This window comes from Sediminibacillus massiliensis (assembly GCF_900156915.1).
GTDB lineage: Bacteria > Bacillota > Bacilli > Bacillales > Amphibacillaceae > Sediminibacillus_A > Sediminibacillus_A massiliensis.
The window spans coordinates 1,129,216-1,142,231 of sequence record NZ_LT732535.1 but is presented as its reverse complement, the minus strand read 5'-3'; the positions used below and the strand labels follow the sequence as shown (position 1 = coordinate 1,142,231).

Here is a 13,016-nt window from a genome sequence, read left to right as displayed (position 1 = left end):
TGTTTCGGGGGTGTTCAGGTTCAGGAAAGAAATCATATCAGTAATTAGATAATAAATTCTCGCAATATTCGGTACATACTGTTTTCGGAAAGGAAGATAGAAAAATGATTTGGATGATGGCTGCTATATACATCCTGTTACCTTTAGCTCTCTTTTACCATCTGTTAAAAACGGACTTCGGCAGCAAGAAGGTGCTCGTGATAGACTGGCTACTCTTGCTCATGTTCATTGCGTTCATTTTCATCCTCGGTCCCTGGCACATTTACAGTCATTACTTACGTTGGCTGTGGCCGGTGCTATTTATACTCGTGTCTTTCTTTGCCTTCAGAAGATTGGGCAAATTACCTGCAAAAGGTCCGAAGAAAAGCATAAAGTATAAATTTTCCATGGGCTTCAGCATCGTGCTGTTTGTTTATTTTGGCTTGTTAGCCGCAAACGGCATAACCGGCTATATTCTGCCGGACAAAGACGAAGCCATCGAACTGGAATTTCCCATGAAGGATGGGGTTTATGCTGTCGGACATGGGGGCGCGAACCCGTCCATCAATTATCATAATGAGTACATACCCCAGCAATATGCTTATGACATTTTACAAGTGAACGGCCTTGGACTCAGGGGCGCTGGATTGTCACCGACAGACTTGGATAAATACAAAATTTATGGAACTCCGCTCTACAGCCCATGCAGTGGGGAAGTGGTCGCCGCTGTCGATGAGTATGATGATATTGCACCGCAGGAGTCTCCGGATAAAAAGGCATCACCAGCCGGCAACCATGTTATCCTATCGTGTGAAGGGGCAAACATCCACTTGGCTCATATGAAGCCAGGCACGGTAGAAGTGCAGGAAGGAGACCAAGTGAACACAGGTGATCAGCTTGGAGAGGTCGGCAATACGGGGAACACCACAGAACCACATCTTCATATCCATGCAGAAAAAGACGGGGAAGGGGTCCCGATCCTGTTTGATGGTCGATTCTTAAAGCGGAACAGTTTGGTGTTTAATTAATGTGAATGTCAGCCATACATAAAAGAGCCTCCCTTTTTAAGAGAGGCTCGTTGACATTTCTATATACAAGTCACAGTGCAGCTTGTTTCCTTGATTCTCCTTCTTCCACATCTTCATCCAACTTTCTGATCCCGAATCCATTCGTATATGGGGCGAGAAAACCATATAAAGCAGAGAAAACAATACCACCTAGGTTGAAAAAGGCCCACGGAAGGAATTCGAAGTTGCCTACGCCAAGCGTCGTGGCCATAAACACCCCTGACACAGTCCATGGCATGAGCGCTTCCGTGATCGTGACGGAATCTTCCATGCTTCTGGAAAGGTTCGTCGGGTGCAGGTTCCGCTTTTTATAGACATCACCATAAATGTCTTTGACCAGGAAATAGGTGACAAGTGCGTTCGACGTACAGTTGATGACGGCAAATCCGGTTAATAAGGAGGCGAAAATCACGCTTCCAATCGACTTGAGATACGTAATCACTTTTTCCAATATCACGTTAAGTGCCTGTGAAACTTCCAAGGCTGACGCGAAGAAAAAGGCACAGAACACAAAGAATGTCGCATTATACATCGAGTAAAGACCACCGCGGTTGAGCAGTTCCTGGATGTCTTCAGAAATAAGATCAGGCGAAACACCGAGCATTTCCGTGTGGAAGCCTTCCACTGCCGCGGTGAACAGGTTCGGAACAGTCGCACTCTGTAACAGTTGGGCGATGATCATGGCGGTCACTGCCGAACAGAACAGGACGATCAATGGGTTCTTTTTTAGTAGAGAACCAGCGATCACGATTACTGCGGGAAGTAAAACCAATGGATTAAGATTGAACAACTCGCCTATTCCTGCAAGCATTTCTTCGATATTAGTCAGTTGGCCGGGCGAAGAATCGATTTGCAGTCCGACAAAATAAAAAACGATGATAGCAATGAGAGCTGAGGGGACAGAGGTGTAGAGCATATGCTTAATGTGTTCATACAAGTTGGCACCAGCGGCAAGGGAACTCATGTTGGTGGTATCGGACAGTGGAGATAGCTTATCTCCGAAGTAAGCACCGGAAACGACGGCCCCGGCCGTAACCGCCATGGACAAGTCCATCGTCTGGGCTATACTCATCAGCGCCACACCAATCGTCCCGGCTGAACCCCACGAAGTTCCAGTACACGTGGACACAATAGCCGTGACGATAAAGGCGAGGACATATAAATGTGCTGGGTTAATGATTTCCAGTCCATAATAAACGAAAAATGGAATAGTGCCTGAAATCATCCAGGTGCCGATTAACAAACCGATGCTGAACAAAATCAGGATGGCCGGCAGGGCTGTTTTGATTTTTTCTCCCATCACGGTAATGATTTTTCCCCATTTATGTCCATATAAGGCAGCGAATATCGAGAAAAGAACGCCTGCAAAAATGAGCATGAGCTCTGCTTGAAATTTCAACACGCCGATGCCGACGATGAAAATAACGAGCGCCAGGGTAATAGGTATCAAAGCCATTCCGACAGTGGGACGTTTCACTTCACTTTGTTTCACTTGCAACCTCTCCTTTTGATAAGATTTCATCCTTTTTCAAAGCATGGAATCCATTTTCTAAATCACTGATCAACAATTCCGGGCTTTCCAGTCCAATCGAAAGACGAATTAATCCAGAAGCCATTCCTTGGTTTTCAAGCTCGGCTTGATTGTTGCGTTTAATCGGCGAATTGATCAGGCTCTCATATCCACCCCAGCTTACACCGATTTTGAAAACGTTCAATTTATTAATAAATGCAGCAACTTGCTCGAATCCCCCTTCCTTGAGTTCAAAACTCAACAGTCCGGAAAATCCGGTCATTTGATTGTCGACGAGGCTGCTGTCGTCCTCAAGACTGGGATGATGTATGGCGGCGATCTCCTCCTTTGTTTTCAAATATTCAATCACCCGAAGCGCATTTGCCTGATGCTGTTTCATCCTTAGCGGCAGTGTTCTCAGGCCTCTAATAATCAGCGATGCATCATGGGGGGAAAGCACGGAACCATTGAGCTGAAAACCGTATTGAAAAATACGGTCGACCAAATTTTTCTTTCCGATAACAGCACCGCCCACCACATCACTGTGCCCTCCGATGTATTTCGTCAGGGAATGAATCGACAGGTCGAAACCCATAGTAAGAGGTTTCTGGAAAATCGGGGTGGACCACGTATTATCGATGGCTGTATAAATGCCATGACGCATACCGGTTGCCGCGATCTTCATCAAATCGATCACTTTCATCGTCATTGTGCCAGGGCTTTCCACGTAAATGATTCTCGTATTAGGGCGGATAGCGGATTCTGCATCCTCTGTCACAAAACTGTGTTCGATCCCGAAATTTTCAAGATGCTCCATCAGCTGTTGTGTTGGTCCATAAATCGTGTTCATGAATAAAACATGGTCTCCCTTTTTAAGCAGGGAATGGAAAATGGCGCTGATTGCCCCCATTCCGGAACCGAAGCACTTACACATCTCTCCGCGTTCCAGCATAGCTAATTTGTTTTCCAGGATTTCGGTTGTCGGATTTACCCCCCTTGTATAGACGTAGTTTTCTCTTTCAGCGGATTGCGCTTCTGTAAACGCTTCAAAAGTTTCGAATGAAAATAAACTTGTTTGGTAAATAGGGGGCGAAACGGCCCCATGGTGCTCTGACGGGCTATCGAAAAGCTGGGTGCATATCTGCTCATCTGTGTATTTCACTATCTCATCGACCCTTCCTATGTAGTTGCATTTATACTATCATACTTTCAACCTGTATGAAAGGTTAGATTTTTCAAAATATACAAAGAAGTTTTGTATTCCAGTATCCCGATAGTATAATAAATGTACAGAGTAGCAGTCCGAGGTGATCAAGTGAAAGCAATCAGGAAAAAAAGATTATCCGAAATAGGTGCAAAAGAAATTAAAGATTATATAAAAAGGGAGAATCTTCAAAGCGGGGACAAACTACCTTCTGTAGCGGAACTCGTGGACATTCTGCAGATCGGCCGGTCATCGTTGAGAGAAGCCCTTCAACTCCTGGAAACACAAGGTGCCATCGAAGTATTGAACGGGAAGGGGACCTTTATCAAGGATATCAAACCATTTCAGATTCAAATGGCCTTCGAGGTGGAGGACGAGAAAAATTTCTTATTGGAGGCGCTCGAAGTCCGGGAAGCATTGGAAGGAAAGGCAGTGCAGCTGGCGGTCCGCGCTGCCAGCGAAGAGGATATCAAATCGATGGATTTCCATTTGAAACAATATGTCCAGTTCATCAACGAAGGAAAAAGGGAACAGGCAAACCTCGCGGATGCCGGCTTTCACCAAGCCATTTACCGTGCTTCCAATAATCCGCTGCTTGAAAGCATGATTGATTCGGTATGGGAAACCTTCCACCAATTTTGGAATGTACCGTTTGGGAAAGATGATATTTTCGATAAAAGTTATCCCCACCATGAAACGCTTTTGGAAGCAATCAAAGAGACGGACGAGCGAAAAGCACAAGCTGCTTTCCAGAGAATCATCAAGTCAGTGAGGGACTCGATTACGGAAGTAAAAGCACTGTGACGGAAACGTTTTGCAAGTGCCAAACAGTGCGCCAGCAACATATAAGTCGGCATTCGGTGCCGGCTTTTTTTATATACAAGGATTGTCTTCTCTAAAAACCAAAAAAACTGTAAGATATCCTTTCAGTTAACGTCTAATTTATAAGAGAGTATTAAGAGGAGGAGGGAGCATGGATAATTACAACCTTGAAGAATGGTATGAAGATTACAGCCAGGATGTTTTCAATTTCTTGGTATATTACAATCAAACAGATGATGTAGACGATTTGTTGCAGGATGTGTTTTTCAAAGCCTGGAAAAAAAGATTCACTTTCACAGGAAACTCAACACCAAAGACCTGGCTGTTTTCGATTGCCAGAAGAGTTTCCGCAGATCACTTTAGAAAGCAAAGATGGAAAGGATTTTTCCGGTTAAACGAAGATTTGAGCCATACTGACACACCTGAAAATAGACTGGTGGCCAAGGAAGAATTCAAGGAGCTTTATCAGGCAATCAGGAAATTAAAGCTCTCCTATCGGGAGGTAGTTATTTGCAGGGGGATATTGGAATTAACTTCTGATGAGACTGCCGAGGTTTTACAATGGTCAACCGAAAAAGTTAATACCACATACTTCCGTGCTAAAGCAAAGCTTGGTGAAAGCTTGAATTTTCAAAGGAGGGTGAGTGATGACAAAGCAGCGAGATGATTTGGAGGATAAGTTAAAAAAACTCCCCAGGTATGAAATGGATGCTCAAAGAAAAAGCAGGAACTATCATGAACTGAAAAAACCTAAAGAAAGTAATGGGAAATTTTTCGTCTATCCATTAACCGTTTGCACGTTTCTTTTGATGATATTTGCAGGGTATGTCCTCTTTTTCGAAAGCAGAGAAACAGCCACCACACCTGTTAGTAATAAGGAAAAGGAGTATTCAGAAATACAGAAGTTTTTTAACGGGGTCAAGCCGATTTATTCCGATTCCCATATTCCAGATTCAGCAGGTATTCCAGAGCAATATCAAAAAAGCGTAGCACTCGGATATTTGTATAATGCCTCTATTTTCTACACCCCGGAAGGCGAAAAAGTCAATCCATTGGATATCAACCACGCACACCTTGGTTCTTATTTTGACTATGAAGAAGAAAACATAGATACCTCTTATGGGCAATCTAAGGTGTTGGAAGATACGAAACCAACATGGGTATATTTAAATTCTGCCAATGTTTATATTGACAATGAATCGGTAACGAAAGATTTGAATGGTCTAACCAACATGATTACCCAAATACATGCCGCCAATCCTTTTCACCATAATTATTCCGCATACCAGAAGGTCAGCCGAAAAATATCGGAAATGGCGATCGATGTTAACCAGGTCGCTGGTAAAGCAATCGTTTATGAAGGAACGAGTGAGAACTGGTTTGTCCGGTTACAACCATTGGATGATGAGGATTTTATTCTTTATTTAGATAAGAAACGATACGATGGTAAAAAGGAAAATAGTGCAACAGCATTTTCCTTAAGCGTTACCGGGTCCGGTTTTTCGTTAGCATCGGAACTCAGCGGGAAAAGCCGGTATATCTATGGTGAAGACCTGCCGGAAAATGTGACAGAATGGGAGGAGATAAACATAGAAATAGAATTAGCTGGAATTAAAGAGGTGCTTACCTTAAAAAAACGATAGAGTTACTGGAACGGCAGAGCGGTAAGACAGGCATTTAACCATATTTTTTGTCTATCTTATCGACCAGCCATTTGACGAAGATTCCCATCATAAAATAGATGGGGGCAGAATACCAGTATTCCCAGCGCATCATCTTGTACATATTCAATTGAACGAATATCGGTTCCGCAATGAATGAGGCAAAAAGGCCAAATGCTGCCGACGCAATGAGATAGCTTTTCCACCGATAGAAAAATTGGTATAAAAGCATATAGCATACCGGCAATACCGCCAAATCTACTGGATTGAGCCGGGTAGTGAAGTACACCATCTGATAAGGGTAATACCATGCCGCAACAGAAAGGCCGAAATCATCGAACACAATGGCCAGCAGACCGATAATCAAACCCACAATTAAAATAGGCTTCAGGCGTTTTTTGTCTACCACCAGCAGCCAGATGATCCAAAGAATGACGGTGATGGCGAGGAGTATCCACCATTGAAAAGAAAATAAGACTTCGTCAAAGAAAAGCTCTTTCCGTAACTGGGCAGATTCTTTTTGCATTTGAAGCAGTTTATCTCTGATTGGCATTTTCTTGTTCACCATCCTTGAAGGCAATTCTGAAATCTTGATTAATTAACTCGCAAGCTGACGGGGTAGTGCAACTGTTATAGATTTGCTTCTATTTTTGCCACACCCATAGCCAAATGGTCCCATAGAATCTTTTCTACCTGGTCACTATTATGCTCATTACAAGTAATAATCAAAATGACATCCGCGTGTTTTCCTTTTGATTTCACGCGTTTTTTTCTTGTGATGAGCACAGCCGTAAGCCTGATCAAAAAGCCGATGATAAAACCTGTGATCGCGCCGATCAATCCCCAGTAAATCGGCCCCCATTTGAGTTCGAAGCCGACACTGGCAGTTATTACCGAAAAAGCAGTAGCCAAGGGCATAGCGATATCGATAAGCGATAGTCCATCAGATCTGTGCAAAGTGTCAAACAATCTTACATTTTCTGAACGGTTATCAAGCGGAACGGCATAAATATCGTTCCTTTCGATGCCGATTTTTTCCAGAGTGGATATGGCGATCTCTAAATAGCTATGGTTTTCAAAAGTAGAAAAAAACTGCAATTGCTTCTTCATATTTTTCTCCCTTTCAAAAGCCGGAACGACTTTGACTGATAATTTTTTTGGAGAAAGCGTCTTTGCTCTTTTTCGTAAAGCTTGTTATTTTCCACCGTATTGATATATGCATCATAAATGGCAAATCCATATACAGATGGAAACATAAACAACCATTCAGGGTTCAACACTCCGGTGGCTTTTTGGATTTCCCCTCCAAAAAGCAAAACGATAGCTTCCAGAAAACGCGATTGGTAAAAGAAAACCACACTCCAAATCACGACTACAAGCGCCGAGGTAATCCGGTGGATATACAATTGGCCCAAACCAGGCATGAATAACGACCACACAGCCGCCAGCCAGGGGATGCGCTTATCGAGATAATTTATTTCCAAAGCTCCGATGCTGAAGGAATTGAACTCATGGTCCTCCCTTTCAGCCAACACATAAAACTTGTTCAAATCGACAGCTGTTCGATAGCTGTCAAAGATAGCGAATATGTAAACCGGAATATAGATCAACAGCCATCTTGTATCCAACACTTCCGCAGCAAGTGCGGTTTTCCCTTGAAAAGAATACACCATCGCCAGATTGACATGGGACTTTAAATTGATGATCACTTCCCATGCGACCAGCATGAATCCCCGTAAATATTTCGATAACAATAAATGGCCAAAACCAGGGAACGCCACTGACCACCAGGCAACAATGTAAGGATTTCTTAGATGAATCTGGGTCGTTCCAAGGGTGCTGACATGTGCTTTATATCTTCTGCCTGTATTGTCATTGGAATAATTATCCATTAGAGTTTTCCCTTATCCTTTTGAGTGTTTAACTTAATATTTAACAAGAGACACATATTCATGCATAGATTAAATGATCGTTATAATTTTCGGAAAATACCGAAACTTACTTTGTTGATAATTCGTATTCTAAATAGAAATGGCGAAATCGGTGTTTTATAAAACAATAGGGAGGTTCAACTTATGGGGGAAATCGTGAAATTGGAAAACATAACAAAAATGTTTGGGAAAACCACTGCTGTCAAAGATGTTTCCATCACCATTGAAGAAGGCTCGACAGTCGCTATTCTGGGTCCGAATGGTGCGGGCAAGACAACGACGATTTCGATGATGCTGGGGCTGATGGAACCATCGGATGGAAATGTCAAAGTTTTTGGCGATGATCCGAAAGAATTGCGGGTGCGTAATAAAATCGGAGCGATGCTGCAAGAGGTAAGTATTGTCGACAAACTAAAAGTACGGGAAGTAATCGAATTGTTCAGGAGTTACTACGCTGCCCCCTTGTCGATGGAGGAACTCATCACGTTAACTGGTTTAAAAGAAGATGAGTTAAAACAATGGGCCAATAAGTTGTCTGGCGGACAAAAAAGGAAACTCGGGTTTGCCCTTGCACTCGCGGGTAATCCGGATTTGTTGTTTTTCGATGAGCCGACTGTCGGGCTGGATATAACAGCCAGGAGAAATTTTTGGGATAAAGTTACTTCCCTCAAATCACAAGGGAAAACGATTATTTTCACCACACACTATCTGCAGGAAGCAGATGACTTTTCCGAACGAATCATACTCTTCAACAATGGGGAAGTCATCGCCGATGGAGAACCAGAAGAAATAAAACGAAACATCGCCACAAGAAGTGTCTCCCTCCAAACAGACAGTAATGAAGTAATCCCCCTCCTGCAATCGTTTGACGGCGTGATCAGGTGCTATGAGAAAGAGGACCGTATTTATGTTGTAACGAATGATACGGATGCCGTGCTTTCTCAGATTTTCCAACACAGGGTGGATGCTAGAAACATATTGGTTGAGCAAGGGCGCTTGGAAGAAGTGTTTGAACATCTAACCTCCGACCAAAAGGAGGAAGTAGTATGAATGCGATACTGACTCAGTGCAAGTTTGAGATATTGCGCATTTTCCGGAATCCTTATTTTGTGTTTTGGACTTTGTTCATGCCTATTTTGTTCTATTTTATTTTCACCAACATCGTGAACACGGGCGTCCCGGATCAGGATGAATGGCAGGCACACTATCTGATGTCCATGACGACTTTCAGTGTGATGGGCTCGGCTATTATGAACTTTGGTATCCGCATGGTTCAAGAACAGTCAGAAGGTTGGTCTACATTCATGAAGCTCACCCCATTTCCTTCCTGGTCATATTTCACATCCAAAATGTTCGGTCAATTCACCATGCACATATTATCGATCATCATTGTCTTTTTCGCAGGTTTTCTCATTAATGGGGTTTCCCTGACGGTTGGACAGTGGTTGCTGGCCGGATTATGGATCCTGATTGCGTCTGTACCGTTTTTAGCACTTGGTTCTTTGGTGGGGATGATGAAAAAAGTCGAAACTGCCAGTGGTGTCAGTAACATTGTTTATTTGGCGCTGGCTGTTTTAGGCGGAATGTGGACGCCAATCTCGGTTTTCCCCGAGTCCCTGCAGAGAGTGGCGGAGTGGCTGCCATCTTACCACTTTGGAAGCGGGGCTTGGAACATAGTTGCCGGAGGTTCCCCTGATTGGCAAAGCTATCTTGTGTTGCTGGCTTACCTGCTGATCTTTATGCTGTTGGCCATCTTTATCAGGAGAAAACAGGAAAATTAAGATGCGAGGCAATTAAGTTTTGCATTTTGCAGAAAACCAAGAAGAGACAAAAACCCGGGACTCAAGCAGGACACTGCTTGTCCCGGGTTTTTTGGTGCTGGCCGGTTTCAGACATGATTTGTCCCATTTAAGAATACCTATATAAAAGGAAAAGAAATCACTAATCAAAGGATGAATTTTACTTAGGGGGACAATCCATGCTCGAAGCGATATTACAACTGTTTGTCAGTGAGCAGAAAGCCGAAGCCATTCTGTCCAACGGAATAATAGAATTCATTTTCATGACTTTGTTCGTGACATTTATTGTAACTTTTTTGATTCATATTTCGCTATTCGGCAAACTGAGGAAGATTCGCAACTATTTAAATGAAACAAATCGAATGGATATAGATCCGCTCCGTTCGTTCAAGCAGGAGTATGAGCAGAGGCAGAAGCAAGAGCCGGTGAAAATCGGAACATTCGTCCAGGAGAAATTCTCCGGATGGCGAGTGTACAATATGCCGGTTGTCAGTTTGATCAAACTGATCCAGATGACGGTTTCCGTGTTTATATTGGTCGGTGTGCTGGGAACATTTATCGGCTTGACGATTTCGCTTGGTAATTTGGATTCTGCCGGAGATCAGCTGGTAGAGGACGTTGCAAGTGTTTTAACCGGGATTGATGTGGCATTTTACACGAGTATTGCCGGTATGGGGTTGTCGCTGATCATGACAGTGCTTATTAAAGCGGCCAACACCGAATTCCTGCTGACAGACATCATGCTGAGGGTGGAATCAAATCTAGAAGAGAAGGAACAGAACAGCCTGCACCGTTTAATACAGGTTTCGGAAACCATCAATGCATCCATCCAGCACCTTCAGGAAACGAACCAGCATTCCTTACAAAGCATCGAAAACTCCTTTAGTGGCTTTGCCAATTTCACGACAAGCCTCCAGCAGTCTGCAGAGGATTTGGCCAAGTTCAATGATGGCTTATCAGAGAATCTGAACGATTTTCACACCTTATTCTCCAGTATGAAAGACATCACTGAAGGATTCGGTGAAACGATTAATCAATTGAACGACAATTTTGACCAGCTTTTCACGTATTTTAAAAGGATGGATGGCAGAAATGAACGGATGGCAGCCGCTTTTGATGAAACCTATAAGCAAATCAAGGAGTTGTCGACCTCCCAAATCGATACCTTGAATCATTTCGAAGGGGCGGTGGAGGAGTTAAGAAGCTTTTTCACTACCATCCTGGAAGGCCAGGGCTCGATTATCGGTTCCTTTGACCGGATGAACGCAAAGAGTAATGAACTGGTGAAACGGATGGAGGAGCATAACCGGCAGTTCAAAGGGGTGTTCGGCGATGACATCAGTTCGAGGCTGTCAGCCATTGGCAGTTATTTGGGCGAGCTGTCCAAGGACATGGACAAAGTCGGTGATTCGATCACGCATTTGCCGCGTGCATTGGAAACAATCCATAATACCCAGACAGAATACAGGCATTTGTTGTCAGACCGTTTTGATGAATTAAGGCAGTTCAACCAGGAGTTCAACAGCCACCTGAAAGCACATTCGGCTGATTCGGCAGCATTTGAACGGCATCTGATGGATGCCTCGTCGACCTATGAACAAGTCGGGATGCGGAATAATCAGTTGATCAATGAAATCAATTCGACCATTTTACAAATGAAAGATTCCTTTAACAAACGGGAGGACCACATCGAGACGAGCGTGGGCATTCTGAGGGAGACGCTATCGAGATATGTAGCAAGCCTTGAAGGGACACTCGGGGACAGACTGGATAAAGTAGGGAGAAGTATCGGCGAGTCTGCGGAAATGACCAATGAAGTGATCAAAAAGGAAATGAAACAAATAAGCCAGATCTCAGAAGAAACTCAACAAACGAGCGCACGGGCCATGCAGAAAACGTTGCTGGAGCTGCAGCAGGAAATCCAGTCCCTTAACAAACATCTGCGGGCAATGATGGAAGAAGCAATGAGAAGAAGCACAGGCAGGATAAGGGTGGAACAGCATGATTAACAAGTACCAGCGGCTGTTTAAAAATGAACAGGAAGAGAGTCATTTTTGGCCGTCCTTTACAGACCTTTTGACGACGATCTTATTGTGCTTCATTTTGATTTTTATCAGCATGATGATCATCAAGTCGTTTCAAATAGAAGAAATGAAGCGGACAATCGACCAAATCATGGGGGTGCGGGTCAATCTTGTCAACGAGTTGAATGACGAATTTCAAGACTCGACCCTTGGTATCGAAGTCGACGAGAAGACAGGCGCCATCATTTTCGATACCGATATATTATTCGCCTATGACAAGACGGAATTAAAAGAGGAGTCCTACCAATATTTGAACGAGTTTGTCCCGAAATATTTAAATGTCCTGCTGGGGAGTGAATACAGCGACTATATCGCCGAGATCATTATAGAAGGACATACCGACAGAGATAACGGTTATTTGTACAATCTGCAGTTGTCACAAGAACGCGCCTACAGTGTTGCATCGTATATACTCGGAAGCAAATTCCCGCATAAAGATATCCAACAACAGCTTGAGGAAAAGCTGACAGTGAACGGAAAATCTTATACCGACGGCCGGACGGATGATGAAGGGAACTATAGCATGGAAGCATCCCGAAGAGTAGAGTTTAAGTTTCGTTTGAAGGACGAGGAGATTTTGGACAAAACAAGGGAACTGCTGGATGGCGGGTGAGTAACGCTAACTTTGCCCGACGGCGGACAGTACGGCACCGATCGCCTGGATCCAGCTTCCCGCTGTATTCATTGATTGTGCATCTCCGCCTTTCAGCTGGATTCCCCCTGACAGAGCCTGCATGGAATTCCCAATCAATTGCAGCAGGTTTCCGTAGGTCGTATAAAGTTCATCGGTGGTCATATTGTGTTCGCCAACTTCCGTGGAAAAGTTCATTCCTGCTCCCAGGGCCTGCATCAAATTTCCTTTTATATTCAGTTTTTGATTCGTCGTCTTATCGAAGTTTGCCAAGTACTGGGCAACAATCGTTGCGTTTCCGATTGCCTGAATCTGATCCCCAATCTTA

Annotated in this window: 14 protein-coding genes; 8 read left to right on the top strand and 6 right to left on the bottom strand. The window is 43.7% G+C overall.

The annotated features are described in order from the left end of the window. Positions 1–104 precede the first annotated feature (104 nt). On the top strand, positions 105–1,007 hold the full coding sequence (locus CZ434_RS06610; RefSeq protein WP_077622396.1) for a M23 family metallopeptidase: 903 nt from the start codon (positions 105–107) through the stop codon (positions 1,005–1,007). A gap of 70 nt (positions 1,008–1,077) precedes the next feature. Here CZ434_RS06610 and nhaC read toward each other — a convergent pair whose 3' ends face one another. Further along, on the bottom strand, positions 1,078–2,538 hold the full coding sequence (gene nhaC / locus CZ434_RS06605) for a Na+/H+ antiporter NhaC (protein WP_218668309.1): 1,461 nt from the start codon (positions 2,536–2,538) through the stop codon (positions 1,078–1,080). Beyond that, positions 2,525–3,718, bottom strand: a complete 1,194-nt coding sequence (locus CZ434_RS06600) for a trans-sulfuration enzyme family protein (RefSeq protein ID WP_095742900.1) — start codon at positions 3,716–3,718, stop codon at positions 2,525–2,527. Before CZ434_RS06600 ends, nhaC begins: the two co-directional genes overlap by 14 nt. Before the next feature lie 123 nt (positions 3,719–3,841). Between CZ434_RS06600 and CZ434_RS06595 the strand changes: the two genes are divergently transcribed. The 3 genes from CZ434_RS06595 to CZ434_RS06585 all read left to right on the top strand — a co-directional run bounded on the left by CZ434_RS06595 (position 3,842) and on the right by CZ434_RS06585 (position 6,225). Beyond that, complete coding sequence (locus CZ434_RS06595) at positions 3,842–4,564, top strand: FadR/GntR family transcriptional regulator (RefSeq protein ID WP_077622394.1); 723 nt, start codon at positions 3,842–3,844, stop codon at positions 4,562–4,564. Between the two features lie 169 nt (positions 4,565–4,733). Continuing rightward, the gene (locus tag CZ434_RS06590; protein WP_077622393.1) at positions 4,734–5,249 is read left to right on the top strand and encodes an RNA polymerase sigma factor; all 516 of its coding nucleotides are present in this window, start codon (positions 4,734–4,736) and stop codon (positions 5,247–5,249) included. Continuing rightward, complete coding sequence (locus CZ434_RS06585; RefSeq protein WP_077622392.1) at positions 5,230–6,225, top strand: hypothetical protein; 996 nt, start codon at positions 5,230–5,232, stop codon at positions 6,223–6,225. Before CZ434_RS06590 ends, CZ434_RS06585 begins: the two co-directional genes overlap by 20 nt. Before the next feature lie 34 nt (positions 6,226–6,259). Here the strand turns inward: CZ434_RS06585 and CZ434_RS06580 are convergent, their stop codons facing one another. The 3 genes from CZ434_RS06580 to CZ434_RS06570 all read right to left on the bottom strand — a co-directional run bounded on the left by CZ434_RS06580 (position 6,260) and on the right by CZ434_RS06570 (position 8,135). Beyond that, the gene (locus CZ434_RS06580) at positions 6,260–6,796 is read right to left on the bottom strand and encodes a CBO0543 family protein (protein ID WP_077622391.1); all 537 of its coding nucleotides are present in this window, start codon (positions 6,794–6,796) and stop codon (positions 6,260–6,262) included. Between the two features lie 77 nt (positions 6,797–6,873). Continuing rightward, on the bottom strand, positions 6,874–7,353 hold the full coding sequence (locus CZ434_RS06575; protein WP_245830931.1) for a hypothetical protein: 480 nt from the start codon (positions 7,351–7,353) through the stop codon (positions 6,874–6,876). Beyond that, complete coding sequence (locus CZ434_RS06570; protein WP_077622390.1) at positions 7,350–8,135, bottom strand: hypothetical protein; 786 nt, start codon at positions 8,133–8,135, stop codon at positions 7,350–7,352. Before CZ434_RS06570 ends, CZ434_RS06575 begins: the two co-directional genes overlap by 4 nt. Positions 8,136–8,318: 183 nt before the next feature. Here CZ434_RS06570 and CZ434_RS06565 point away from each other — a divergent pair, with 183 nt between their 5' ends. The 4 genes from CZ434_RS06565 to CZ434_RS06550 all read left to right on the top strand — a co-directional run bounded on the left by CZ434_RS06565 (position 8,319) and on the right by CZ434_RS06550 (position 12,670). Beyond that, positions 8,319–9,224, top strand: a complete 906-nt coding sequence (locus tag CZ434_RS06565; RefSeq protein ID WP_077622389.1) for an ABC transporter ATP-binding protein — start codon at positions 8,319–8,321, stop codon at positions 9,222–9,224. Continuing rightward, entirely contained in the window at positions 9,221–9,955 is a 735-nt protein-coding gene (locus tag CZ434_RS06560; protein ID WP_077622388.1) for an ABC transporter permease, read from the top strand. The genes CZ434_RS06565 and CZ434_RS06560 overlap by 4 nt, the downstream gene beginning before the upstream one ends. Positions 9,956–10,152: 197 nt before the next feature. Then, positions 10,153–11,982 (top strand): MotA/TolQ/ExbB proton channel family protein, encoded by a 1,830-nt coding sequence (locus CZ434_RS06555; RefSeq protein WP_077622387.1) that lies wholly within the window; start codon positions 10,153–10,155, stop codon positions 11,980–11,982. Next, positions 11,975–12,670 (top strand): OmpA family protein, encoded by a 696-nt coding sequence (locus CZ434_RS06550; protein ID WP_077622386.1) that lies wholly within the window; start codon positions 11,975–11,977, stop codon positions 12,668–12,670. The genes CZ434_RS06555 and CZ434_RS06550 overlap by 8 nt, the downstream gene beginning before the upstream one ends. 6 nt (positions 12,671–12,676) lie before the next feature. Here the strand turns inward: CZ434_RS06550 and CZ434_RS22455 are convergent, their stop codons facing one another. Further along, complete coding sequence (locus CZ434_RS22455) at positions 12,677–12,976, bottom strand: DUF6944 family repetitive protein (RefSeq protein WP_425442092.1); 300 nt, start codon at positions 12,974–12,976, stop codon at positions 12,677–12,679. Positions 12,977–13,016: the final 40 nt, after the last annotated feature.

What these genes read in the sequence shown, in the direction of transcription:
- CZ434_RS06610 (WP_077622396.1), top strand. Translation starts at nt 105, where the DNA reads ATGATTTGGATGATGGCTGCTATATACATCCTGTTACCTTTAGCTCTC.
- CZ434_RS06595 (WP_077622394.1), top strand. Translation starts at nt 3,842, where the DNA reads ATGTACAGAGTAGCAGTCCGAGGTGATCAAGTGAAAGCAATCAGGAAA.
- CZ434_RS06590 (WP_077622393.1), top strand. Translation starts at nt 4,734, where the DNA reads ATGGATAATTACAACCTTGAAGAATGGTATGAAGATTACAGCCAGGAT.
- CZ434_RS06585 (WP_077622392.1), top strand. Translation starts at nt 5,230, where the DNA reads ATGACAAAGCAGCGAGATGATTTGGAGGATAAGTTAAAAAAACTCCCC.
- CZ434_RS06580 (WP_077622391.1), bottom strand. Translation starts at nt 6,796, where the DNA reads ATGCCAATCAGAGATAAACTGCTTCAAATGCAAAAAGAATCTGCCCAG.
- CZ434_RS06575 (WP_245830931.1), bottom strand. Translation starts at nt 7,353, where the DNA reads ATGAAGAAGCAATTGCAGTTTTTTTCTACTTTTGAAAACCATAGCTAT.
- CZ434_RS06570 (WP_077622390.1), bottom strand. Translation starts at nt 8,135, where the DNA reads ATGGATAATTATTCCAATGACAATACAGGCAGAAGATATAAAGCACAT.
- CZ434_RS06565 (WP_077622389.1), top strand. Translation starts at nt 8,319, where the DNA reads ATGGGGGAAATCGTGAAATTGGAAAACATAACAAAAATGTTTGGGAAA.
- CZ434_RS06560 (WP_077622388.1), top strand. Translation starts at nt 9,221, where the DNA reads ATGAATGCGATACTGACTCAGTGCAAGTTTGAGATATTGCGCATTTTC.
- CZ434_RS06555 (WP_077622387.1), top strand. Translation starts at nt 10,153, where the DNA reads ATGCTCGAAGCGATATTACAACTGTTTGTCAGTGAGCAGAAAGCCGAA.
- CZ434_RS06550 (WP_077622386.1), top strand. Translation starts at nt 11,975, where the DNA reads ATGATTAACAAGTACCAGCGGCTGTTTAAAAATGAACAGGAAGAGAGT.